The 23,530-nt window shown below is 34.7% G+C and carries 25 protein-coding genes; 10 read left to right on the top strand and 15 right to left on the bottom strand.

All coding sequences use genetic code 11. The features are described 5' to 3' along the window. Positions 1 to 172 precede the first annotated feature (172 nt). The 9 genes from IPJ80_02575 to IPJ80_02535 all read right to left on the bottom strand — a co-directional run bounded on the left by IPJ80_02575 (position 173) and on the right by IPJ80_02535 (position 11,055). Positions 173 to 1,321, bottom strand: coding sequence for a hypothetical protein (locus IPJ80_02575; protein ID MBK7912366.1), 1,149 nt, complete (start codon positions 1,319 to 1,321; stop codon positions 173 to 175). A 105-nt stretch (positions 1,322 to 1,426) separates the two neighbouring features. Then, a complete protein-coding gene (locus IPJ80_02570; GenBank protein ID MBK7912365.1) occupies positions 1,427 to 3,478 on the bottom strand; it encodes a tetratricopeptide repeat protein in 2,052 nt (683 codons plus the stop codon). Between the two features lie 302 nt (positions 3,479 to 3,780). Next, a complete protein-coding gene (locus IPJ80_02565; GenBank protein ID MBK7912364.1) occupies positions 3,781 to 5,475 on the bottom strand; it encodes a T9SS type A sorting domain-containing protein in 1,695 nt (564 codons plus the stop codon). Between the two features lie 49 nt (positions 5,476 to 5,524). Further along, the gene (locus IPJ80_02560; protein MBK7912363.1) at positions 5,525 to 6,385 is read right to left on the bottom strand and encodes an alpha/beta hydrolase; all 861 of its coding nucleotides are present in this window, start codon (positions 6,383 to 6,385) and stop codon (positions 5,525 to 5,527) included. Between the two features lie 16 nt (positions 6,386 to 6,401). After that, the gene (locus IPJ80_02555) at positions 6,402 to 6,818 is read right to left on the bottom strand and encodes a DUF1801 domain-containing protein (protein MBK7912362.1); all 417 of its coding nucleotides are present in this window, start codon (positions 6,816 to 6,818) and stop codon (positions 6,402 to 6,404) included. After that, positions 6,787 to 7,182 carry a DUF1801 domain-containing protein gene (locus tag IPJ80_02550; protein MBK7912361.1) on the bottom strand — a complete coding sequence of 132 codons (396 nt, stop codon included), beginning with the start codon at positions 7,180 to 7,182 and terminating at the stop codon, positions 6,787 to 6,789. Before IPJ80_02550 ends, IPJ80_02555 begins: the two co-directional genes overlap by 32 nt. 37 nt (positions 7,183 to 7,219) lie before the next feature. Then, positions 7,220 to 8,134, bottom strand: coding sequence for a hypothetical protein (locus IPJ80_02545; protein ID MBK7912360.1), 915 nt, complete (start codon positions 8,132 to 8,134; stop codon positions 7,220 to 7,222). Between the two features lie 160 nt (positions 8,135 to 8,294). Next, entirely contained in the window at positions 8,295 to 9,743 is a 1,449-nt protein-coding gene (locus tag IPJ80_02540) for a T9SS type A sorting domain-containing protein (protein ID MBK7912359.1), read from the bottom strand. Between the two features lie 286 nt (positions 9,744 to 10,029). Further along, positions 10,030 to 11,055, bottom strand: a complete 1,026-nt coding sequence (locus IPJ80_02535) for a serine hydrolase (protein ID MBK7912358.1) — start codon at positions 11,053 to 11,055, stop codon at positions 10,030 to 10,032. A gap of 465 nt (positions 11,056 to 11,520) precedes the next feature. On the opposite strand from IPJ80_02535, the gene IPJ80_02530 reads away from it, so the two are divergent. Together IPJ80_02530 and IPJ80_02525 are read left to right on the top strand one after the other, a co-directional pair. Beyond that, positions 11,521 to 12,309, top strand: a complete 789-nt coding sequence (locus IPJ80_02530) for a TIGR00266 family protein (GenBank protein MBK7912357.1) — start codon at positions 11,521 to 11,523, stop codon at positions 12,307 to 12,309. A 174-nt stretch (positions 12,310 to 12,483) separates the two neighbouring features. Continuing rightward, on the top strand, positions 12,484 to 13,008 hold the full coding sequence (locus IPJ80_02525; protein ID MBK7912356.1) for a gamma carbonic anhydrase family protein: 525 nt from the start codon (positions 12,484 to 12,486) through the stop codon (positions 13,006 to 13,008). A 60-nt stretch (positions 13,009 to 13,068) separates the two neighbouring features. Here IPJ80_02525 and IPJ80_02520 read toward each other — a convergent pair whose 3' ends face one another. From IPJ80_02520 to IPJ80_02505, 4 genes are all read right to left on the bottom strand, one after another. Then, on the bottom strand, positions 13,069 to 13,431 hold the full coding sequence (locus IPJ80_02520) for a YraN family protein (GenBank protein ID MBK7912355.1): 363 nt from the start codon (positions 13,429 to 13,431) through the stop codon (positions 13,069 to 13,071). 92 nt (positions 13,432 to 13,523) lie between these two features. Beyond that, on the bottom strand, positions 13,524 to 13,832 hold the full coding sequence (locus tag IPJ80_02515; protein MBK7912354.1) for a rhodanese-like domain-containing protein: 309 nt from the start codon (positions 13,830 to 13,832) through the stop codon (positions 13,524 to 13,526). Positions 13,833 to 13,838: 6 nt separating this feature from the next. Beyond that, a complete protein-coding gene (locus IPJ80_02510) occupies positions 13,839 to 14,615 on the bottom strand; it encodes a PASTA domain-containing protein (protein MBK7912353.1) in 777 nt (258 codons plus the stop codon). A gap of 184 nt (positions 14,616 to 14,799) precedes the next feature. Further along, positions 14,800 to 15,393: a zeta toxin family protein gene (locus tag IPJ80_02505; GenBank protein ID MBK7912352.1), complete on the bottom strand. Its 594-nt coding sequence runs from the start codon at positions 15,391 to 15,393 to the stop codon at positions 14,800 to 14,802. 135 nt (positions 15,394 to 15,528) lie between these two features. Here IPJ80_02505 and ddlA point away from each other — a divergent pair, with 135 nt between their 5' ends. Further along, a complete protein-coding gene (gene ddlA, locus IPJ80_02500; protein MBK7912351.1) occupies positions 15,529 to 16,617 on the top strand; it encodes a D-alanine--D-alanine ligase in 1,089 nt (362 codons plus the stop codon). Between the two features lie 256 nt (positions 16,618 to 16,873). Then, positions 16,874 to 17,437 (top strand): outer membrane beta-barrel protein, encoded by a 564-nt coding sequence (locus IPJ80_02495; protein ID MBK7912350.1) that lies wholly within the window; start codon positions 16,874 to 16,876, stop codon positions 17,435 to 17,437. 387 nt (positions 17,438 to 17,824) lie between these two features. Here the strand turns inward: IPJ80_02495 and IPJ80_02490 are convergent, their stop codons facing one another. Together IPJ80_02490 and IPJ80_02485 are read right to left on the bottom strand one after the other, a co-directional pair. Beyond that, positions 17,825 to 18,127: a DUF2752 domain-containing protein gene (locus IPJ80_02490; GenBank protein MBK7912349.1), complete on the bottom strand. Its 303-nt coding sequence runs from the start codon at positions 18,125 to 18,127 to the stop codon at positions 17,825 to 17,827. Between the two features lie 9 nt (positions 18,128 to 18,136). Further along, positions 18,137 to 18,841 (bottom strand): TM2 domain-containing protein, encoded by a 705-nt coding sequence (locus IPJ80_02485; GenBank protein MBK7912348.1) that lies wholly within the window; start codon positions 18,839 to 18,841, stop codon positions 18,137 to 18,139. 127 nt (positions 18,842 to 18,968) lie between these two features. Here IPJ80_02485 and IPJ80_02480 point away from each other — a divergent pair, with 127 nt between their 5' ends. From IPJ80_02480 to IPJ80_02455, 6 genes are all read left to right on the top strand, one after another. Beyond that, entirely contained in the window at positions 18,969 to 20,249 is a 1,281-nt protein-coding gene (locus IPJ80_02480) for a serine hydrolase (GenBank protein ID MBK7912347.1), read from the top strand. A gap of 292 nt (positions 20,250 to 20,541) precedes the next feature. Next, complete coding sequence (locus IPJ80_02475) at positions 20,542 to 21,057, top strand: DUF177 domain-containing protein (GenBank protein ID MBK7912346.1); 516 nt, start codon at positions 20,542 to 20,544, stop codon at positions 21,055 to 21,057. Between the two features lie 16 nt (positions 21,058 to 21,073). Continuing rightward, positions 21,074 to 21,277 carry a 50S ribosomal protein L32 gene (rpmF, locus tag IPJ80_02470; GenBank protein ID MBK7912345.1) on the top strand — a complete coding sequence of 68 codons (204 nt, stop codon included), beginning with the start codon at positions 21,074 to 21,076 and terminating at the stop codon, positions 21,275 to 21,277. A 77-nt stretch (positions 21,278 to 21,354) separates the two neighbouring features. Further along, positions 21,355 to 21,735: a RidA family protein gene (locus IPJ80_02465; GenBank protein ID MBK7912344.1), complete on the top strand. Its 381-nt coding sequence runs from the start codon at positions 21,355 to 21,357 to the stop codon at positions 21,733 to 21,735. 12 nt (positions 21,736 to 21,747) lie between these two features. Continuing rightward, entirely contained in the window at positions 21,748 to 22,752 is a 1,005-nt protein-coding gene (trpS, locus tag IPJ80_02460) for a tryptophan--tRNA ligase (protein MBK7912343.1), read from the top strand. A gap of 81 nt (positions 22,753 to 22,833) precedes the next feature. Then, the gene (locus IPJ80_02455; protein ID MBK7912342.1) at positions 22,834 to 23,442 is read left to right on the top strand and encodes a fumarylacetoacetate hydrolase family protein; all 609 of its coding nucleotides are present in this window, start codon (positions 22,834 to 22,836) and stop codon (positions 23,440 to 23,442) included. The last annotated feature ends 88 nt before the right edge of the window (positions 23,443 to 23,530 follow it).

The following is a 23,530-nucleotide window of genomic DNA, read 5'->3' as shown; positions in this document are numbered from 1 at the left end:
TATAATTTTTCTGATTTATTTTTCTCTACTCGTTTGTCACGGGTATAATGCATGTAAGTCATATGTGAATAATGCAAATGCTATATACATTCATTTGCCTTTTTTTTTTAAAATTTAAGTATCAAATTTGACAAGGGAATTTTTCTGAGGTAAATTAAATGAAAATTCAAAATCAATGAATTAGAACAATTTTTACTGGTTTTGTATTTTCTGTACTTAGAAAGTATATACCAGAACCAATTTCAGACAAATCAAGCCATTCACTGGAATCAATGAATAGCTTTTGTTTAATCAGCATTCCATTGACATCTAAAACACTTAGGAGGCTTGGAAATTTAGTAGCAGGAAGAATTAATCGAATTTTGTTTTCAACTTGATCAATAACAAGGGAATTATCAAGTTTATCAATGGGATTGGCAGTGGATGTGATCATACAAGAGCATGGGATGGGTTGGGTACTGATTACTAAATTATCAAAATAACGCTCTTGGTCAACGGGCGATCCATTATTCCAGTAGTTTTCAAAAAATATTGCATTTATATGGAGGTTATTGGGATTGGCATTCCAGGTACTGTGCCAATCTAAATTGCTAGTTGAAGCTTGCAAGGTATCATTAATCCAAAATTCAAAAATGCCATTTTTTTGTCCCGGAGTGTTTAATTTAACATGTCCAACGATGCAAAACCATTTACCTGAATTGTTTTCATGATAGATAGGTGTTTTACCGGTTTTAAAACCGAGCCATCTTAAATTATTAAAGTCATTGTATTTAGTTGATTTTAAGTTTCCATCAAGACCAATTCCACTAGCAGGATCCATGCCAAGATACCAATCGTTGGTTCCGCCGGACCAAAGATGCGCCATCATACCTTGCGCCCAATTGCTGTTTGCTAAACACATGGCTCTACTTAGTTTGGCTGGTCCACCTCCGATCCAGCCGGATTGAGATTTAACATCCATCCGCCAATAAATTTCATCAAAGCTTTCACCAGGGTGTGCGGCGTTTTTACCAATATAGGTATCCGGAGTCTTCCCAAAGGATTTTGAAAGAGAGCCGGCACCAACCTCTCCAGCTTGCCACTTGACGCGCATGCCATAACTGCTGTCGCGACCTGCATTTGCTAGTCTTATAAAATCTCCGCCATTATTGTTGTATTCAAAATACTTTTGATTAAATGGAATGTCATCTTCAAAGTCATCACACCAAATAGTTCCTGGCGGCGCATGCTTGCAACTGAAACACTGGCCGAATAGGGAAGTCCCTTGAATTTGAATGCATATAAGTAGTATCCAACAAAAAAATATCTTAGGCTTGTTCATTAAATTTATTTAATTCTTAATTCTTAATTCTTAATTCATATTTCTTCCCGCGAGTACGCAGGATGTCCGCTCCGCTCCCATAATTCGAAATCCGTCATTCGTAATTTAATTTCTAGCGCCTTCAATAAAATACATATCAATTTCACCTTTATGTTTAACTGATATTTTTCCTCGGTAAGTACAAGTATAAATATCTTTAATATAATCATAAGTAGCACCGGAAATATTTACTTTTCCAGCTTCGCCACTCGTTTCCATCCTGGAAGCAGTATTTACGGTGTCACCCCATATGTCATAAGCAAATTTTTTAATTCCAACGATTCCTGCTACCACAGGACCGGTATGAATACCAATGCGCAATTCAAAATATGGTTTACCTTGATTTTTCCGATGGTTTATATTTTTCGTAATAAATTCCTGGAATTCCATTGCAGCTTTTACAACATCCCAGGGATGTGATGTATTTGTGGTTGGGAGACCACCTACACACATGTAACTATCACCAATGGTTTTGATTTTTTCTATCCCATATTTAGTGATAATTTTATCAAATTCACTATAGCAATAGTTGATTTCTTCAACCAATTCTTCAGCTGTCAATTTTTGACTGATCTCTGTAAATTTTTCAAAGTCTGTAAACAACACAGTAACATTATCAAATGATTTGGCTTTTGCACTGCCAGTTTCTTTGAGTTCTTCAGCCACTTCTTCAGGTAATATATTTAACAAGAGTTCGTCACTGCGTTTTTTACCTTTTGCTATTTTATTGCGTTGTCTAATTAGGGCAATGGAAAAGAGTACTACTAAAATCAATCCACCAGATATTCCAACCAAAATTAATCGCTGTTTTTGAATTTCTTTTTGTGCAAGTGCATCCTTTTTAGCTTGTTCAATTTTTAAAATAGCTTCTTTTTTTTCATATTCATACTGGAATTGAGTTTGAATAGATAGTTTATGATTTTTTTCGTTTTGTACACTATCCTTCATTTCAATAAATAAATCATTCATTGCAAGTGCTTCTTTCCACCTTCCTTTTTTACGATAGAGAGCTTGAAGATTTTCTGCCGCATTCCTGATGTCAGTTGGAAATCCTAATTCTTTTGCGATGCCTAAAGATTTAGATAAATAAGCTTCACTTTGATTCAATTGGGATTCATTCAATAAAAAGGCACCATATAAATTGGTTACAATTGCAATTCCCCATTTATCACCAAGCGCTTCAATTCCGGAAAGACTTTTTTCATAAGCACGTTTTGCTTCTTCTTTATTGCCCAACTTATTATGTATGTTTCCAATATTCTTCCAGGTATAAAAAATGCCTTGATTGTCATTAATTTCAGTACGAACTTTAAGCGCTTGTTCATAATAATTTAAGGCTATTAGTAGTTTGTTTTGTTCTTCACACAAATTTCCCAATGCATTCCAGGAATATCCGATACCATATTTGTCATTATCTTCAATGTGAATTTTTAAACTTTTTTGCAGATAATCAAAAGCAAGGTCGTATTGTTTCTGATCTTTATAAATAAACCCGGTATTTTCGTATACTGTAGCGATTCCTTGTTTGTCTTTCAGCTCTTCAAATATTTTTAAAGCTTTGTTGTAGTAATTTAAGGCATCAGGAATTTTACCTTGATTTTGATAGATTAGTCCAATATTATTATAGGAAGATGCAATGCCTTCTTGTTTTCCAAGTTCTAATTTTATGCTTAGACTACGCTGATGAAATTCAAGTGCTTCATCTATTTTACCAAGGTCTTTATATATAGCTGCTATATTATTTAAGCAAGTTGCGGCATCATTTTTATTACCGGTTTTAATTGCTAGTTCGTAACTTTTTTGATAAAGTGAAAGTGCAGTATCAATTTGTCCATTTTGTTCATGAAAATACGCCAACCAGGCTAAACTTTGGATTCGGCCAAAGTTGTAATTCAACTTATCCGATAATCGATTTGCTTCCTGGCTATATTGAAACGCCCTGTTTGGATTGCTTATAAAATATTCAGCGGAAAGTAATAGCATCGTTCGAACGCCCAACGTATCAGTCTGGTTTCCTGCCAACGCTTTTATCAAGGAATCGATTTTGGACTTGTTTTGAGCAAAAACACAGCAGCAACTGCCATATATGAGCATCAATGTCCAAAGAAAATGTTTCATAAATTATAAGTATCCCAAATTTATATATAATTTATCTTTCAAAGGTATTTGAATGATAGTTTTTTGTTTTATATTTAAATTTACTTAATAATAATTATACGCTTGAATTCACTAAGGTTGTGAATATTTACTCAATTAACAAATACCTATTTTATTTAAAATTTATATTATTATAAGACTGAAAACATTTTTTAATTCATTGGTATTAATTAAAGGTCTATACCTTAAAATATCAGATTACTCAATTGTTTTAGTCTAGCTAGTGGACTTGGTATTCAAAAAATTCACTTTTAAAAATTCAATTAATCTAATATAATCAATTTATTCGTACTTATATAGTTTTTAGTTTGAACTTTCAAAAAGTAGATGCCTTTTGGTAAGTTTGAAAAATCTAAATCTATTGTAGATGCTGACGAAACTACTTTTTCCGAATAAGCCTGATTTCCTTTATTGTCATAAAGAGTATACGTATCTATTTGCTCTTTACCAATAATTTTAAACTTTCCATTGCTTGGATTGGGAAATATTTGAATTGTACTTTTTTTAACTCCGTCTGATAGAATATTAGGAAACTGACTTTCGTTTTTGCGAATTATAAATACCCCAAAAACTGGAAATTGGGAAGCAACTGCTTGCGTCGAACCAATTGGTTTTGCATAGCTGTGTTGAATCATGGGGATCTTAAGGATTCCATCTGCTGGAAATTGACCAGGGATCACATCTGCTTGGTAATCCATTACATTGATTAAGTCATATGAATCTCCGGGTTTAAGTCCTGTTTGATTACAATTTATTTGAACAGTTTCTAAACTATCCCAATTATAAATCACCAGATGCGACTTTTCTGGTTCGTATTTATTAGGCAATATAAAATACTCGAGTCCACTAGAAGGTATTTCTGGGATATATTGATTTTCAGGAAAATCCGTTTGAGCAAATCCCCATAAATAGTAACCGTATACGGATGGAATCCCCCCAATGAATCGATTCCCTTGTATCGATGCATTGAATATCGGTGTATTATTAAATCCCAATCGGGTTTGGCAAGTTAAATAATTACTATCGAGAATTAAATTTTTTACTCCATAATTTAATCCAAAAGCATTGACCGGTGGGCGTGGGCTATTCAAACCAGCAAATGTATAATTGTGTTTAATAACTGTATTTACCAATGGGTTATTTGGTCCGTTTGATAAAACAAAAAAGTTATGCGTTCGCGAATTATTTCCAACTCCACCCAGATTTTCTGATGCGGACCCACCATTAAATAAAATATTATTGCGAATATCAAAATTTCCTATAGGAGCGGTAGTTGTCGTCTGCCAGATTTTAATTCCATTTCCAAATGTGTTAAATACGATGTTATTGTGAATCAATTTGGTTCCAAAGGTGTCATTTTGTAAATACATTCCATGTCCGTGCCCTTCCCAATTTGTGCCGTTTAAAAGGTTATTACCAATATGGTATATTATGCAACCATAGATTTCAGTATTCTTTGCAGTCTTCCATGCGTCGATTCCACTACCTGTATCATGGACGATCATGTTAATAAATTTGATGTTTTCGGCAGTACAGGTAATGCCACCTAAAATATCATGGTTTCGATCTGTTGCACTTGAATTGATGACTTCAAGTCCCCAAAACCAGGTATAACTGCAATTCCCCAATCCGGCAAAGATGGTATAAGATTTAGCCCCATCAATCAATACACGTTCGCCATTATAATTTTTAAAAATAATGGGCGCGTTTAAAGTTCCATTTGTTTTACAATTAAATGAAGTTTGTGCATCATAATCATTGGTATAAATACCACCGCGTATCCAAACGGTGTCCCCGGGTTTAAGTGCGGATGGATGATCAAACGCTTTTTGAAGGGTCCATGGATTCAACATACTTCCATCCCCTGTGAGTTTAACAGTATTCGAAACGAAGTAACTGGCTCCATTTAAATTAATATGAATAAAAATGAGCAAAGAAATTAAGAATATAAATCTCATTTCAGAAAGTTTGAATATAAACCATATATTGTTACTAAGATACTGAATTTTATTCAACTTCCAAAATGCTTTGCAAACCTTTATAAAAACCAGGCATAGCGGTTTCCATATGGCCTAAATTTGAAAAAAGAGATGAATTGTAGTTGATTTTATGTTTTAATAGTCCATCAAGCGTGTTTAAAACAGTTTCTGATCTGATTACTTCAGGATCTTCCTGATCTTCCAATCCACCAAATGCTACAAATAGGTTGGTCTGATTGTTTGATATAAAGTGACTCTGTTTATAAGTTTCCAAAATGTAATTGTTATTATAATGGCAGGATGGACTGGCAGCCACATAACCATTAAAAAATACCTCATTTTGTGAAAGATCATGGAGTAGTGCAAAAATTGTAAAATAGCCACCCAGGGAATGACCCATCAATATTCTTTTGAAAGTATCTACAGAATATTTCTTTTCAATGATTGGAATCAATTCGTCTTTAAGGAATTCCAAAAATATTTTGGCGCCACCACTTGTGGCCATTTTATAATCTGCCAATGCTTGTGGATAGGTATAATCTCTGCACCTAAGCGAATCCATAGTATGCAAATCATCATACCCAATTCCTATTAAAATCAGTGGTCTAATCAAACCAACCTCATTATATTTAATAAGCATTTCATAAACCATGTTAAAGTAAAAGTTTGCATCAAGTAAGTAAACCACAGGATATAGCGTGCCTGCTAAAGAATCGATTTTTTCAGGCAGACCAACAAATATTTTAAAGGTATCTTTAACTTGTTCAGAATACAATTTAAAAATCTGTTGATTTTTCATTTTAGACTCAACAGCTTGTATTGAACCTACATCTTGCTTTTTGCAACTGATCAGGATAGTAATAAAAAAAAGGATATGGAGTAACCTCATCACTGGAATGTAAATATTATTTGTCTATTTGGCTGATCCAGGATTCAATGATATTAAATAACTCGTCTTTATTGCTTGTTAAGTCCGCAGTTGAATAAATTTTAACCATTCTTCTTCCATCTGCGTAGTCGCCCTCAAGTAATTGACTTTTATGTAATATGGTGTAGCCGGTAGGAAAGACCAACAAGACATATTCTTTTTTATTTAAATTTACAACCAGCAGATCGCGCTTGTATTCTTTGGGATTAAAAGCGTTCATATCACCATTAAAATAGAAACTTAAAGAATTCCATTTTATGTGTTCGCTGATTTCAGAAAATCTCGTTAATAGATGCTGTCGTAATTCCAGCAGGACCCCTTTCAATGGATGCACCAATTTATCCAAATAGTCGTTGACATCATCAGTTTTTGACTGCTTTATTGTTTTTGCCATTAACTATTTTTTTTGTATTATTTTCATTAACTCTGAAGGCGACTATGCGGGCAATCAGATCATAAGGTATGGCCTGGCTTAATGGAAATTGTACAGATCCTTTTCCTTGTTTATAAAGTGAAAGTTCTTTTTCAAATGAAGAATGGCCGCTGGGAGTCGCATAAAAGCCAACATGATTTTTATAACCACCAAAATATACCAATGGTTTTCCATTTAATTTATAGGCTGGCATCCCATAACTAATTCCCTCCATGGCGGCGATTGCATTTTTTTTAATCACACTACGTATTTTAGTAAGTATTTTCTGGGTTTCAATTGGAAAGGAAGCAATATATTCTTCTACGGTTTTAAATTCGGTATTCATTTTGTTAGCTATATAAATTTAATAAGCTAAAACTATTTTAAAATGTAAACCCATATTCCAGGTTTAAAACAAATTTACGCGTTAAACCATCCGGTCGATTGTCCCTGACAACAAATGGAAAGCCTCCACTGAGTTGCACAGTATGTTTTGGATGTAATTCGTAATCAATAAATAAATTTCCATTTAGAGTTAAGCCTTTGGAACCTGGAATTTCAAGGGTAGTATTGAACGCATTGTCATATTTATCATTGGCTACATGGTAAATTGCCAACACCGCAGGTGTAATTTTTAATTTTGTTAAAAGCATATAAGGATAGGCCAGGCGGGCCAATACATCTGCCTTTCGGCTATAGTGATTGGTAGATTGAAAATCATTTAATATACTTGATGTAGAATGGTTTTCAGCTAAAAATTCATTCTTGTTTTTTGTTAAGGCTTGTTCGTATCCTATAGCTAATTGAAGTTGTTTAATTTTAAAATTCAAACCAAGAATTAGATCAAAAGTACCTAAACTGGACTGGTAATCCATTGGCAATGAATAATCATCTTTAATTTTGTTTGCATTAGTTAAGGGTATTTTAATTCCAACTAATATTTTAGAATATTTATTTAATAAAAAATTTGAAGAAAAATATAGATCAGATAAATTAAAATTTGAAATTTGGTTTCCTTCCTGGCGAATGCTGGTGATTTTACAATGAATTGAAAATTTACTAGAAATAGAACGACTGAATTCTATATAATTTGCAAGGATTGAAATATCATGGTCTGCTTTTGCTATGGATCCGCCAAAAGCAAGTTTGTTTTTTGATCCTGATAAGGTATCAAACGATCCTGGTTTGAGGCCAGATACTGTACAGAAGCCCGCATCACTGCACCCTTGGCCAAGGGTGGTTTTAAGGCATAAAGTAACAATTGCCAAAGTAAAGAGAATAATAATTCTTGTTTTCAATTTAGGTATATTTATAGGTAAAAATAATGCAATTATTTTAATTCAAAAATTGAAGATCTATATTAAGTTGATAATACTAAAAGGAACTTGGTAGAATTAATTAAATTTATAAATGATTCAGATTCTAACTAAAACTTGTTAACATTAGTTATAAATATTTTTATTCATGATTAATAATTATTTTGTCGCTATATAGAAATTTATTATTCTCACTCAATGTAAGTATATATAAGCCATTTTTAAGTTCTTTTAGATCAAAATGAAATTCGTTTTCCTGGTTATAATTAGTTTGTCGGCTTAAAATTCCGCAGGAATTATATAGCGAAATGCTGGCTTTTTTAAGTTTTGGTTTTGATTTCAAAGTAATTGATCCGGATGTTGGATTTGGAAAGAGTTGATATGTAATTTGAATAGCTTCTGGCTGATATTGTTTGACTAAAATGGGTACACACAAGGTGTTGGATCGGACGGGGGATTTAAAATTTGCAGTAGTAAAATACCCAATACCGAGTTGACCATAATTGTTTCTTCCGCTGGCCCAAATAGGTCCTTTTTCAGATAAGAAGAGCGTGTGTTCTCTACAAGCTTCTGCATGAATAATCTTATCAGTACCCCAGGATGTATTAACCAACACAGGTTTTGTTCTGTCAATTGCAGTGCCATCTCCTAATTGGCCGTCATTATTGCCACCACTGTTTAATCCACAAGCATAAACGGTTCCCGTATTAGTAACAAAAACAGAATGAATGCCACCAGCTTCAGCTTTTATGACTTCACTTAAATCGTTAATTGAGGATGCAAGCCATTGATCTGTTTGAGTTCCATTTCCTAGTTGACCGAATTGATTTCTTCCAGAGGAATATACAGTTCCATCTTTTTTTACAAACAGTGCATGCCATTCGCCCGCTGTGATCTGGATGATATCGGATAATCCATTTATTTGGATTGGGTTTTTATTTGAAGCATTTGTTCCATTTCCAAATTGTCCAAAACCATTATGACCGCATGCCCAGACACTCCCGTCCTCTTTTAAGAATAAAGAAAATTCAGCACCTGCTGCAACTTGTATCACATTGGTTAAACCACTGATTTGAATAGGAAACAATCGGTTTGTAGTTGATCCATCTCCTAATTGCCCTGATGAATTTAACCCACATGACCAAACAGTTTGATCTTTTCCTAAAAACAAAGAATGTTCACCTCCTCCAGATGCTTGAATAATATTCGATAATCCAATTACTTGAACGGGTGTATGCCTGTCTAAAGTGCTGCCATCCCCAAGCGGCCCCGCATTATTTCTTCCACAGGTCCAAACTGTCCCATTTTCTTTAATAAAAATCGAATGAAATAATCCACCAGATACACTCACTACACCATTCATTCCAATTACTTTTACGCCTGAATGCTGCTCAGTCGTGGTTGAATTACCCAATTGTCCATAACCATTGTAACCCCAGGCCTGCACAGTACTATCTGCGCAAATCAATAACGAGTGTCTGCCACCAGCCGCAACTGTTTGTGCAGATACATTTGGTGGAACAAAGTATTTTGAAATAAATACAAAGCTGAGTAATAAAATTAGTTTTTTATAGGGTTGCTTACATAACATATTCAAAGATTTAGTATAGGTGATTTAGCAATAGACTTTCGCTCTTTTTGTTTTTATTGAGTGCTGTTTATTTTTATTTTTTGCAATTTAATACATTAATATGAATATTACTTGCTCGTTTATCTCCCAAAATATAGTTTTATTATTTTGGTGTTTAATCAAACACCAAAATAAAATCTAATTTAAATATAAGCTTTGATAAAGCTTGGGATGGCAATCAGCTTAAATTAAAGCAACATGAATCAACACCCCAGCTGGTTAAAAATCTGAATTATTAATTTGCCCATTAATTTTCTAACAAATATTTGTCAAATATACTTTGTGGTTTATTAGGTCGTTCAACATTCCAGGCTGTAATTACAACTACCCATTTTTTTTCTGGTACGACAATAATATTTTGACCTCCGGCTCCTCTTGCAAGAAAAACATTGGGATATGCTGATTTTGTTGAAAAGCGATATTTGGGATTAGTCCACCAGAAATACCCATAATCATAAGAGCTATAAAAACCATTTGCTTCTGCACCAGTTACTAAACTTGAGGTGGCGGTTTGTACATAATTCTCTGGAATAATTTGTTTGTTATTCCATTTACCATGTTGTAAATAAAGTTGACCAATTTTGGCCATATCCCTTGAACTCAAATACAAAAGTGCCATTCCATTATTTTTTGGTCCACCATTTCCATTCCAAAAACGGTATTGTGTAATTTCCAATGGATCAAATAAATATTTTTTTGCAAAATGTTCGATATCCATGTTGCTTGCTTGTTGGATTAGACCGGAAATCAATACAGGTGCAGCATTGCTATAGTTAAATGTTTGGCCTGGTAATTCTGCCATTTCAGTTTCTAAAATTTTTTGATACCAATTTCCACTTGAAGTATAAAGTGCACGCCAATTATTATCGGGTGCTTCCCAGGGAGATTCCTTCCATTTTAGACCATGTTGCTGGGTTAATAGATTGGCAATGCTAATTTGTTGTTTGAGGGAATCCTGAATATACTCTTTGGGAAAAAATTGTGCAATTTTTTCATCGGTACTTTTTATAAAGTTATTTTGAATCGCGCAACCCAACAAGGTGGAAATAATACTTTTAGTTGCAGATTGTAATTGGTGTAGTGAATCAACGGTCCAATTTCCATAATATGATTCAAAAAGCAATTGTCCATTTTCAACAATCAGCAGACTGTGGATCTCTCCAAATTCACCGGCTTTGATGGCGCGATCTACTTTTGTAAAATTGTTTGTATCAACAGTTGCTTTGTTTTGCTTTGCAAATGAAATTTGACAAAACGCGCTTTGTAGAATCATGAAATTTAAACCGATGCATAATCCAATTTTATACATGATTTAGTTTTATAATAAATAGAGCAAAACGTTTAATACAGCGAAAAAAAAGGGGTACCCCGTTCACTGGTACCCCTTGGCTCCACAGATAGGAGTATATCGTATCCATGGCAAAAGCTTCGTAAAGCTAAGACGCTTTTATTCACTAGTTTGCAGCTCCTAAAAATATTTGCAAATCAAGGTTAGTTATTATAATTTCTTTTCCAATATATATAAATTGTTAATGGATAACACTCTTTATAATAGAATTTTAACTTAAGTTTAATTGACTATTTCCCTAAGAATTTGCTCTTTAGAAATCAGTAATTCACAGAGCTTCAAAGACTTAGTTAGCTTGTTGGTGCGGTATGTATTTTGATGAGAAAATCTGCATTTTTCAAGGAGGGGTAAGCCAAAGTTTCTATACATTTGCCCTTAAATCAACTCATTATGTCACAAAGTCATGAAATAGATTACAAGATATTTGGTGAAGAAATGCAATATGTAGAAGTCGAACTCGATCCGGGTGAAACGGCCATTGCTGAAGCGGGTTCATTCCTTATGATGGAGGATGGGATTCAAATGGCTACAATTTTTGGCGATGGCACTAACCAAACAGGTGGATTTATGGGCAAGCTCTTTTCTGCGGGAAAACGCTTACTAACAGGAGAGTCTTTGTTTATGACTACATACACCAATCAAGGAGGTGGTAAAGCGCGCGTAAGCTTCGCTTCCCCTTATGCAGGAAAAATCATCCCTTTGAATTTGATGGAGTTGGATGGTAAAGTCATTGCCCAGAAAGATGCATTCTTATGCGCAGCGATGGGTGTTTCAGTAGGCATTGAACTCCAGCGTAAGCTTGGAACCGGAATTTTTGGAGGAGAGGGTTTTATAATGCAAAAACTGGAAGGAGATGGTATGGCCTTTGTCCATGCAGGTGGTTTTGTAAAAGAATTGGAACTTGGAGTTGGCGAAACGCTTCGAATTGATACAGGTTGCGTGGTTGCCTATACCTCCCGAATCGATTTTGACATCGAATTTATCCGAGGAGTTAAAAACATGGTTTTTGGTGGTGAAGGCCTTTTCTATGCAGTTTTACGCGGCCCTGGCAAAGTTTGGATCCAAAGTTTACCCATAAGTCGATTAGCCGCAAGAATCATGCAATATGGTGGTATGAATCGTAAAGAGGAAGGCAGCATCCTGGGCTCGTTGGGCAATATTTTAGATGGGGACCGATAAGGTAGTTTAATTAATTACGAATGTCGAATTACGAATGTCGAATTACGAATTACGAAATTTGATTCGTTCAATGTTATAATGGTAAGCTTATTTTTATTCCTAATCCATAATTCGTAATCCGTAATTCTTAATTCTTAATTCCTAATTCCTAATTTCCACTTCCCCTTCCCCACCATGCCCCTGATCCTACCAGTACTCGACAAGAAACCCATTTTTGGAAAGCAGTGTTTTATTGCTGAAAATGCAACCATTGTAGGCGATGTGCAAATGGGTGATCATTGCAGTGTATGGTTTCAAGCTATAATTCGGGGGGATGTCAACGAAATTCGAATTGGAAATGAAGTAAACATTCAGGACGGAGCTGTTATTCATTGCACTTATCAAAAGGCTGGAACCTATATTGGGGATCGGGTATCCATTGGACATAGAGCCATTGTACACGGTTGCACAATTCATTCCAATGTTTTAATTGGAATGGGGGCTATCGTGTTAGATCATGCGATCATAGAAGAACATGTATTAATTGCTGCAGGTGCCGTTGTATTAGAAAATTCCAGATTGGAATCGGGTTTTATTTATGGTGGGATCCCCGCAAAAAAAATTAAAGAATTAGATCACGAAACCTTTCAATTTAATATTGAACGAACAGTAAAAAATTACCAAATGTATGCGTCCTGGTTTACGAACGACCTACCATAAAGAGAAATCTTTGCACTAATGCTAGGACTAAGTATATGGAGTTTTTAGAAATTTAAAAAATTAAAATGCATCCTTGTGATGCTCTAGTTTGTAACTACCATCTTTATTTAATAGGATTGCTATGATATCAAATCGAAACTCCCAATCGTGATTTATTTTTTCCATGTAATACGATCCGGCTTCATGAATTAATACTTCTTTATATTCACTTACAAAAGATTCAGGTGGACCAAAATAATCGTAACTCCTGGTTTTAACTTCAATAAAAACCAATATCTCCCCTTCCTTAGCAATTAAATCAATTTCTGATTTGCTGTATCTGAAATTTTGTTCAAGGATTGTGTACTGTTGAGAAACCAAATAATCTTTTGCAATTTGCTCTCCTCTGGAACCCGTTTCTTTGTTTGTTGTTGGTAAATTCAAAGATCAATAATAATTTGTCAATAATAATTGAAGAATTATTTATTAGTTGGATTGTAATTTAGTATTTCAACAGTACAGAATTGGAATATTAATTAGGATGGAAACGCTTCCCTCCAGGCCAGCATTCCGCCCAATAGATTGCGAACTTTTGTAAATCCTGCTTGCTCAAACAGTTGCTTCGCTATTCCACTGCGGTTTCCACTACGGCAATATAATATGATCTCATTATTTTTTTGGTCTGCCATGGATTCAATTTTTTGTCCCAATTCACTCCGCAGGGGAGCTAATTCTCCACCAATATTAAATTCATGGTGTTCATATACTTCACGAACATCAATTAAAATAAAATTTTCTTTTTCTTCTAATTTTTTCCTGAGTTCTTGTACGGTGATATCTTCCATAGTTTATTAATTACAATGTTCTGGTTTAACTTGTGAAATGGTTATTTTAAACGAACTGCCCAATTCGATGGTTTGGCCTTCCTGTGCTTCTGGAATTTGTTTGATAATATATGCGGTTTCGGGATCTGTAATTTCACCTTCTTCAAGGATGGTACCTAATTCTAATTTTGACGAACTCAATAAAAATTTAGCGGCTGCCAGTGTTTGACAAATTAAATCTGGAATAGGTACTTCACCACCTGCTTTGGTAGATATAACAAACTGAAGGGTATCTCCTTTTGATATGGTGATATCAGATCTCCGTTCATTTCCATTAAGCAATAATTGATCGTGATAGTAAACTTCTAATATATGATTTTCAGGTCCCGGGTCAAACTTAACCGCTTTGATTTTTGAGTATAACTCAAACAGATTAAACAATTCAGTTCTTTTGAATTCATATTTTTTACCATAAAGTACTGGTAACAGATCAGATTGAAAAGATTCAGCCTGAAATTTTGTAAGCGTTACATAAATTTTTCGTCCGCGCTTTACTTGTGAACCAGGAACTGGAATTTGTGAAATAATAATTCCACCCGGTTTTCCTTTGACGTACAAAGAATCGGACACAACGATTTCATAGCCTCTGGGTTCAGCATGTTTTTTTGCATTTGCCAGGGAAACGCCAATATATTTTTGTAAGCTGAGTTTTTGTCCGTGATTGGTATAAAGATTTAGAAAAAATGCCTGAAGTATCCATAAGATGATTACAACCAGGAACAAGCGAATTATAGTATGTAGCAACAACTTGCTTTTGAAAAAAGCAGGAAGTTCAGAGAAATTAAACTTAGGCGATTCCTTAACCACGATTACAGTTTAAGTAGTATAATCTTACCATTTTCTGAGATGACTAAGGTTTTATGATTTCGTTTTTTATCTTCCGCTAATTTTAACAAAGCTAATTTTAAGCCTTCAAAAATTTTATTTCCTAATTCCGAATATTTTTGTGTTTTTTCCATTGTGTATTTAATTTATTCCAGGTAATAGGATTGTAAATATTTGGTTGATTAAAAGAAGAACCTTCTGCAACAAAGTTAAGCGTAATATTAGAATTGTCAAATATCAACCATTTATCAACCTGTTTTAAATATATATTTAATAAGTTATCAAGACCTTTGTGATACCGTCTTACGATGATAGATTCTGGTATTGAGTGCCCTCCTTCAAGAATTCGATTATTTACTCTTTGTATTGCTAGCTCAGGAGATTCTAGATAAAAGAAAACTAAAGTAACATAGTATTGCAGCCTTTGGGCTTTTTGAATGGTTCGGTAAAACGATTTTGAAGATAAGGTGGTTTCAAATGCGTAATTGGAGTTAATTGAGATCAATTCATCAATCCTGTTTAACATTATTTTACCTGACTTTATAGAAACAGACTCTGGATTAAAAGGGGATAAGCCGCGAGCTATTTCATCTGCATTCACAAATTCATTAATTCCTAAAATACCTGGTAAAATTGAAAAAGATGCAGTTGTTTTACCCGCACCATTCGGGCGGGCAATTATATATAATTGGGTCATATTTAAATGCAAAGATATTCAATCAATTCAAGGCATCAATTTCAATTCAGAAGATTCCGTAGTTTTTACACTTAATCCAATTAATATATTAAAATTATTTTTAATATGTTTTATCTTTGTTTTTAAATTCGATCTATGAATCCGAAAAAAATGCGCGTTGGAATCCTATTTGGAGGCAAATCCGCTGAACATGAAATCTCAGTTCAATCGGCTAAAAATATTTACCAGGCCTTAGACAAGAATAAGTACGAGGCGGTTTTAATGGCTATCGATAAAAGTGGCAAATGGGTCAGTCATCAAGATGCAATGTGGCTATTAAATCAACAAGCGGTATTACCAAATTTGAATCAGCCCGAATTGAAGCAGATCTCACTTCATCCTCAAAGTGATGGAGTTGTTTCGGGTTTGGGTCCTAATGAAGCGAAATTGGATGTCGTATTTCCCATCCTACATGGTCCATTTGGAGAGGATGGAACCGTCCAGGGATTATTAAAACTTGCAAACATTCCGTTTGTAGGTCCCGGAGTATTGGGTTCAGCAGTTGGTATGGATAAGGATGTGATGAAAAGATTACTCAGGGACGCAAACATACCTATCGGTAAGTTTGTATCAATTCATGGAATTGAGAACGCACCGGATTTTAATACAATCCAATCGCAATTGGGCAGGCCACTTTTTATTAAACCTGCAAACCTGGGTTCATCTGTTGGGATTTCTAAAGTAAATTCAGAAACTGAATATCAGGCAGCACTTGAGCTGGCTTTTCAATTTGATACTAAAGTAATTGTAGAAGAATTTATAAAGGCACGTGAAATTGAATGCGCTGTTTTGGGAAATCAAAATCCAATTGCTTCAATTCCCGGAGAAGTCATCGCTCAAAAGGACTTTTATTCTTATGATGCCAAATACCTGGATTCCCAGGGTGCCCGAACTGAAATTCCTGCAAATTTGGACCAGGAGACTATAAAACGAGTCCAGGAATTGGCAGTTAAGAGTTTTAAAGTGTTGTGCTGTGAGGGATTGGGTAGGGTAGATTTATTCCTTACACCTGATAATCGATTGTTAGTCAATGAAATAAATACAATGCCAGGTTTTACCAAAATTAGCATGTATCCTAAAATGTGGGAATACAGCGGCATTCCCTATCCGGAATTATTGGATCGACTGATTGGTCTGGCCATCGAACGGTTTGAACAGGAATCCCGACTAAAAACAAGTTATTAAAAATTCCAGAGACCTCATTTTCGACTGATTGTTAAATTTTATTGAAATTGTCGGGTATTTATTTTTAGCTTTTTCAAATAATTAACTTAATAATTATCAATATTTTAGATTAAAATTTACGCTTTTAGAAGCATACTGCCTGACATTCAGCTTGAAACATCCATAAAAAAGTTTAATAAAAGTTTTGTTATTAAAATTGAAAGGGCTAAACTTGCAGGGTTTAAACTCTTTTTATTCACGAAAAACTTACGCAAGTATGAAAAAACAACTTTTACTGTTCGTTCTGTTTTTAGGTCTTATGAGCACAGGTGCTCAAGCACAAGGCAAAATGTTTCTAGGTCTTGATTTAGGATTTAACAGCAATGATGCTGGTTTTAATAATGATCATGAAGTGAGCCAATTCAATTTAGGCCCATCTTTAGGATATTGGTTGAATGATAACAGCGCAATCGTCGTTGGTATCAATTACAGCAGCCATGATGACAAAACGGATGACATCAAAGATACCGGCTTTGGTATTGGAGCTGAATTCCGCTATGGATGGCATTTTGGAGATAACGTATATGTTTATTTAGCTCCTGGCATTGGATTTACTTCTAATAAAAGAGAGTTAGCTAACAGTGATTCCAAATGGACTCAGTTAGACATTGGTATTAGCCCAGGTGTATCCTACATGTTGGCAGACAAATGGTCTATCAATGCTTATTTTGGTGGTTTGGGATATTCTTCTCAAAAACCAGATGGTGGCGATGCTGTAAATGCTTTCGGTTTAAATCTTGATATGAGCTCTTTAGGTTTCGGCCTTTGGTACCATTTCTAGGACTTAATTAAAAAATTTATAAAAGCCTTTCAGTTTACTGGAAGGCTTTTTTTTTGTTTGAATTTGAAAAGGAAAAACAAGCAGAACAATATTTCTAAATTCTTGCCAAAGTTTATTAATAAAAATTGCTTTTGATTGCAAGCCTTGATCTGTTTATTAATCCTGGAATTTTATTTGTGTATGGAGTTTTAAAATGCTAACTAAATCAAGGCATGACATAATACCATCCTTAGTTTGAATATGAATATTTTTTTATGGTCTTGAGGGACACACCGTAAATAATAAATACTTTTTATAATTGTTGGATTCATCCCTTGAATCCGTAAGAAACTACAGAGTTAAAAGTTTTGATTTAATTAAAATTTTGCAATTCTTAGTTTCTGAAGTTCAATTTGAACGAATCAATTTTAACTCTTTGAAAAACCAGCTGCCAAAAACGTAAACTAATAGCGGAAAAACAATAAATGAAAGTTTGTTGAAATTCCAGGCAGTTGAAAAATTAAAATGCAGGAGATGCATAATTGCGCGGGTCATACCGCATCCATAACAAGAATAACCTGATAACCTGGTAAAAAGACAGATGGGTGTGCCGGTATCAAAAAAATCGGCAGGCAACAGCATCAATGTAATGATCAAGATGCTAAAGCCTGCCAATTTGATCGTACTAAAAACGTACGGTTTTTTAATCAAAATTTAAGATTAAAGCGTTTCGGTATAATTGCCATTTTTTGGCTGTAAGTCACCAGTGATAATGCGGATTAAATCGATAAGAGCCCAAATTCCACATCCGCCTAAGGTTATTAATTGAATGATGCCTATCGTGGTATATCCCAAATAAAAACGGTGAATACCTAAACCACCAACAAAAATGCACAGTAATAAAGCAATCAATTGGCTTTTCCCTCCACCTGCTGGATGATCATCCAAATCAGCATTGCTTAACTGGTCTTGTTGTTGGTCTAATTTTTTTAGTTGCTTTTCGATAACTTTTTTAGCAACATAAAGTTTAGCTTTTTCCTTCAAACTTAGTTTTTGAAGGACTGGAGTTTTTTCATTAGAAGCTGTTCCTACTGATTTAGCTTTGGTGATTGAATGAGAAAATTCAGGCAGTATAATTTCATTGGAAGTAGAAGCAGTAAGCCCTGAAATAGAAGGAGCTATTTTGTCAATTCCTTCAACTGCAATTGGCTCGTTGTAAAATCCTTGAACAGAATTGTTTTTTGCAACGGTGCGGCTGCTTGGTTTATGCTTAGTATGTGATTTGTGTGTTTTAAGAAAATCAAAACTTATATCAAAATTTCTTTTTTCTTTAAAACTTGGACAAGTCAAATCACGAGATTTGCTGCAAGAACCAAAAACGAGTACAAATCCAATAAGGAGTAAATAATAGAATTTTGCTTTCATAATAAAAGTTTTAGGTTAATTAAATTCAATCCTCAAATATAGTTTTTATTTTTACTTTTCCAAGTCATTAGAGTCAAAATTAAAAGTATCTAAGATGAAATTTTTATTGGCATCAACTGTATTCTGCATGTTTTTTTCTTTGACTCCATCCAATGCTCAAAGTCTTTATTTTCCACCATTAAGTGGGGATCAATGGGAAACCATCCGCCCGGAGTCACTTGGATGGTGTGCAGATAGTATCAATGCGTTATATCAATATTTGGATGCGGAAGAATCTAAAGCATTTATCATTCTTAAAGATGGCAAAATTGTACTTGAAAAATACTTCGATCAGTTTAGCAAAGATTCCCTTTGGTATTGGGCATCCGCAGGTAAAACATTGACTGCTTTTTTAACAGGGATTGCTCAATCCGAATCAAAATTAAAATTATCAGATTCTGTTTCAAAATACTTAGGGTCTGACTGGACTGATTGTAGTCCGGAACAAGAACAAAAAATAACAATCCGCAACCTGTTAACGATGACTAGTGGATTGGATGATGGAGTTTCAGACAACCACTGCACCAAACCTGAATGTCTTATCTATAAAACCGATCCTGGAAAACGATGGGCTTATCACAATGCACCCTATACACTCATTCGGGATGTATTGGAACAAGCGACTGGTATGAATGAAAATTTATACATCCAGTCTAAATTAAAATCAAAAACGGGAATGAACGGATTGTGGATTACATCCGGCTACGATAATGTATACCTCAGCAATGCCCGCAGCATGGCACGATTTGGTTTGCTTATTTTGAATAAGGGAATTTGGGATTCCAATGATTTATTGAATGATCCTTTTTATTTTGATGAGATGGTGCATCCCTCTCAATCAATTAATAAATCTTATGGATACCTCTGGTGGTTAAATGGTCAAGCTTCGTTTATGTTGCCTGGATTGCAATTGGTTTTTCCAGGTTCTTATTGTCCCGAAGCACCCAGCGATATGTTTGCAGCAATTGGAAAAAATGGCCAAATCTTATGTGTGGTACCCAGTCAAAATCTTATTGTGTTGCGTATGGGTGAAGCAGGTGGATTGGGCAGCGACGATGTGCCAATCGTGCTTTGCAATCAAATGTGGTTGCGAATTAACCGTTTAAATTGTCAGCCGGTTCGGGTCAAAGAAAACAATCCATTATCCTTGAATTTAATTCCAAATCCGGCAGGAGATCTGCTCAGCATTGATAATATTAATAATTTATATATGTATAAAATTAATATTTATAATCACTTAGGTTTAAAAATGCCGGTTTCTTGGCAAGGACAACAATTACAGCTTAGTTCATTTCAAGCCGGGATCTATTGGCTTACCATCGAATTAGAAGGCCGGCAATATGTTTATAAATTTATTAAAGCAAATTGAAAGTTTGAAAAATCATTAAATGCCAGCTAATTAAAATGTGATTTCAATCTGGGCATCATAAGTGGATGGTTATTGTTTGTCAGGAATAGGCAACGTTTGGAATAAATTTAATATAAGTAACTTTAAAATAAATATTTACACATTAGATAAAAATATATATAATTTCATTTTTTGAAAGTATGCCTAAAATCATCTGTTTAGTCCCGTCTGGAGCTTCAAAAAAATTAGTTAATACCCTAATAATCTGTGGAATCTGTGTAAATTTGCATTCCATTTTTGAAAACGTTCTTTTATGGGTGCGTTAAGAGAATATATTATCCCCTTGAGAAGCCTTCAAAGCGGAACTCACCAGTTTAATTGGTCGGTTGGTTCCGAGTTTTTAAAACATTTTGAAGCAAGTATCATAACGGATGGTCATTTTAACGTAAAAATGCAATTGGATAATCGGGACGACGTTTCAGTTATTTCTTTGCATTTTACAGGGAGTTATGGTTCAACCTGTGATCGCTGTCTTGCAGATATTGAAATTCCAATCAATAAATCCTTCACGATTTATGTGAAAAATGGAACCGAAGAATCTGAAGATCCGGAATTGATTTTTCTGCATCCGGAAGATCATGAATTAAACATGGCGCCTATCGTTTATGACTATTTGATTCTGTCTTTACCATTAATTCAGGCGTTGGATTGTGAAAACATGGAAAATCCTCCTTGCAATAATGATATTCTTGACAGAATACAACATGAAGAAGGCCTCCACTCTGATAATTCAGTTTGGGAAAGTCTTAAAAATTTAAATACTAATTGATTAAAAAAAGCGGATTATGCCAAATCCTAAATGGAGACACTCCAAACAAAGAAAAAGAAAGAGAAGAACGCATTATAAAGCGGAAACTCCACAATTGACTACCTGCAAAACCACAGGAGCTACACATATTATGCACCATGCACATTGGTATGACGGTGCATTATATTATAAAGGCAATGTGGTAATTCAGGGAGCAGCCAAAGAATCAGCAGAAGCCTAATCCCTTTTAAAAATAAATCTAAAAAGCTCCCATTGATTGATGAGGAGCTTTTTGTGTTTTACAATCATTCGCATACTATGAAAAAAGTAATTTTTACAGAAAACGCACCAAAGCCGATTGGCCCATACAGTCAGGCCATCCAGGTTGGTCAGACACTTTATGTTTCAGGTCAAATCGCATTAGATCCAGTATCCGGAGAACTCCAATTGAGAACCATTGAAGAAGAAACACATCGTGTACTGGATAATATTCAAGCTATTTTAAAAGCTGCTGATATGGATTTTAGTCATGTAGTTAAATGCAGTGTTTTTGTAAAAGACATTAAGCAGTTTAGTGCAATCAATGCCGTGTACGCTACCTATTTCCCTAAAGCGGATCCTCCGGCTCGCGAATTGGTTGAAGTAGCCAATCTTCCAAGATTGGTAAATGTTGAAATTTCTTGTATTGCATATCAATAATCTTTAATTCCCATGACTGATTCAAAAAAAATTATACTGAGCGGTATTCAACCAACCGGTAAACTCCATTTAGGTAGGTATTTTGGTGCAATAGAAAATTGGGTTCGTTTGCAACAAGAATATGATTGCATTTATTGCATTGTTGACTACCATGCAATTACAATGCCCTACAACCCAATTAAACTCAAAGAAAACGTTTGGGATCTTGCAACTAATTTATTGGCTTGCGGAATATTACCTGAGAATTTATTTATTCAGTCGATGATTCCAGAGCATGCAGAATTAGCCTGGATCCTGGGCTGCAGTTGCAGCTATGGCGAACTCAGCCGGATGACACAATTCAAAGACAAGTCGTCGCAGGTTAAAGAAAAAGCGAAGGATGATTTTATTTCTGCCGGGTTGTTTACTTATCCGGTTCTGCAAGCCGCAGATATTCTCATCTATCGCGCAGATTATGTACCGGTTGGAAAAGATCAGGATCAACACCTGGAATTGACCAGAAATATAGCTGACCGATTTAATTCAGTTTGTGGTAAAAACTATTTCAGATTACCTGAACCTTTATATACTGAAGTATCAAAAGTGCTTTCTACAGCGGATCCTAACCGTAAAATGAGTGCCAGTGCTGGGGAAAAACATTATATTGATGTTTTCGGATCGGAAGAAATGATTCGCAAACAAATTCGCTCAGCAGTTACCGATACAGGTGAAACCAAAGCAGGTGAAATGAGTCTCGGAATTAGCAATTTATTCAGCCTGTTAAAGGCAAGTAAATCTCCGGATTACAGCGAACTTCTGAATCGGTATTTACAACAACAGCTTCCCTACAGTGAATTAAAGGAAGCCGTGGCGGATTCAATTATTAAAATGGTTTTGCCATTGCAAGAGCGAAAAAAAGAACTTCTGGAAGATCGTAAAGCAATTAAAGATTCATTAAAGCAATCAGTTGGTAGAATTCGAGCCCGTGCTGCAGAAACGGTTCGTGAAGTAAAAATGTTAACCGGTTTAAGTAATTAAAATGAATTGATTTTAAATTGTTAGAAGGTCGATTTATTATTCATAGTTTGTAATGTTCATTTATTACCGAATTTCTAAATCATGAAAATATTTTGCATAGGCAGAAACTATTCCGATCATGCCAAAGAACTCAATAATCCTGTACCACAAGATCCGGTTGTATTTATGAAACCGGTAACGGCCTTATTGCAAAACAACAAAGCATTTTATTATCCCAATTTCACTAAAGACCTTCACCACGAAATTGAGTTGGTTTATAAAATCGGAAAAAAGGGGAGAAGCATACCTGAAGACAGAGCATTAAATTATTTATCTGAAATCACAGTTGGAATTGATTTTACAGCCAGGGATTTACAACAAAAATGCAAAGAAAAGGGTTTGCCATGGGAAATAGCCAAAGCCTTCGATCATTCAGCAGTTGTCGGCAAATGGATTCCAATACAGGAATTGGATCTAGACAATTTGAAATTCCACCTTTCAAAAAATGAGCAAACCATTCAAAAAGGAATCAGCAATGAAATGATATTTCCAATCCAAAAAATCATTAGTTACCTCTCACAGTTTTTTACACTCAGCCTGGGAGATCTTATTTATTCCGGAACCCCCTCAGGTGTTGGTCCAGTCCAAATCGGAGATCAATTAAAAGGCTTTCTAAACGATGTGGAATTGTTTCAAACGGAAATTAGGTGAATTAGTCTGTAGAGAGGAAGTCTGTAGGTAGTGAGTAATTAAAAATTAATAATTAAGAATTAATAATTAGGGGAGAGTAGTGTAGATC

It is taken from the genome of Saprospiraceae bacterium, assembly GCA_016714025.1.
Classification (GTDB): domain Bacteria; phylum Bacteroidota; class Bacteroidia; order Chitinophagales; family Saprospiraceae; genus Vicinibacter.
Note: the sequence above shows the minus strand (reverse complement) of the source record. Positions and strands in the feature narration are given on the sequence as shown.

Excerpts from the sequence above, each read along its gene's own strand:
- IPJ80_02575 (MBK7912366.1), bottom strand. The coding sequence starts at position 1,321 with ATGAACAAGCCTAAGATATTTTTTTGTTGGATACTACTTATATGCATT.
- IPJ80_02570 (MBK7912365.1), bottom strand. The coding sequence starts at position 3,478 with ATGAAACATTTTCTTTGGACATTGATGCTCATATATGGCAGTTGCTGC.
- IPJ80_02565 (MBK7912364.1), bottom strand. The coding sequence starts at position 5,475 with ATGAGATTTATATTCTTAATTTCTTTGCTCATTTTTATTCATATTAAT.
- IPJ80_02560 (MBK7912363.1), bottom strand. The coding sequence starts at position 6,385 with ATGAGGTTACTCCATATCCTTTTTTTTATTACTATCCTGATCAGTTGC.
- IPJ80_02555 (MBK7912362.1), bottom strand. The coding sequence starts at position 6,818 with ATGGCAAAAACAATAAAGCAGTCAAAAACTGATGATGTCAACGACTAT.
- IPJ80_02550 (MBK7912361.1), bottom strand. The coding sequence starts at position 7,182 with ATGAATACCGAATTTAAAACCGTAGAAGAATATATTGCTTCCTTTCCA.
- IPJ80_02540 (MBK7912359.1), bottom strand. The coding sequence starts at position 9,743 with ATGTTATGTAAGCAACCCTATAAAAAACTAATTTTATTACTCAGCTTT.
- IPJ80_02535 (MBK7912358.1), bottom strand. The coding sequence starts at position 11,055 with ATGATTCTACAAAGCGCGTTTTGTCAAATTTCATTTGCAAAGCAAAAC.
- IPJ80_02530 (MBK7912357.1), top strand. The coding sequence starts at position 11,521 with ATGTCACAAAGTCATGAAATAGATTACAAGATATTTGGTGAAGAAATG.
- IPJ80_02525 (MBK7912356.1), top strand. The coding sequence starts at position 12,484 with ATGCCCCTGATCCTACCAGTACTCGACAAGAAACCCATTTTTGGAAAG.
- IPJ80_02515 (MBK7912354.1), bottom strand. The coding sequence starts at position 13,832 with ATGGAAGATATCACCGTACAAGAACTCAGGAAAAAATTAGAAGAAAAA.
- IPJ80_02505 (MBK7912352.1), bottom strand. The coding sequence starts at position 15,393 with ATGACCCAATTATATATAATTGCCCGCCCGAATGGTGCGGGTAAAACA.
- ddlA (MBK7912351.1), top strand. The coding sequence starts at position 15,529 with ATGAATCCGAAAAAAATGCGCGTTGGAATCCTATTTGGAGGCAAATCC.
- IPJ80_02495 (MBK7912350.1), top strand. The coding sequence starts at position 16,874 with ATGAAAAAACAACTTTTACTGTTCGTTCTGTTTTTAGGTCTTATGAGC.
- IPJ80_02485 (MBK7912348.1), bottom strand. The coding sequence starts at position 18,841 with ATGAAAGCAAAATTCTATTATTTACTCCTTATTGGATTTGTACTCGTT.
- IPJ80_02480 (MBK7912347.1), top strand. The coding sequence starts at position 18,969 with ATGTTTTTTTCTTTGACTCCATCCAATGCTCAAAGTCTTTATTTTCCA.
- IPJ80_02475 (MBK7912346.1), top strand. The coding sequence starts at position 20,542 with ATGGGTGCGTTAAGAGAATATATTATCCCCTTGAGAAGCCTTCAAAGC.
- rpmF (MBK7912345.1), top strand. The coding sequence starts at position 21,074 with ATGCCAAATCCTAAATGGAGACACTCCAAACAAAGAAAAAGAAAGAGA.
- IPJ80_02465 (MBK7912344.1), top strand. The coding sequence starts at position 21,355 with ATGAAAAAAGTAATTTTTACAGAAAACGCACCAAAGCCGATTGGCCCA.
- trpS (MBK7912343.1), top strand. The coding sequence starts at position 21,748 with ATGACTGATTCAAAAAAAATTATACTGAGCGGTATTCAACCAACCGGT.
- IPJ80_02455 (MBK7912342.1), top strand. The coding sequence starts at position 22,834 with ATGAAAATATTTTGCATAGGCAGAAACTATTCCGATCATGCCAAAGAA.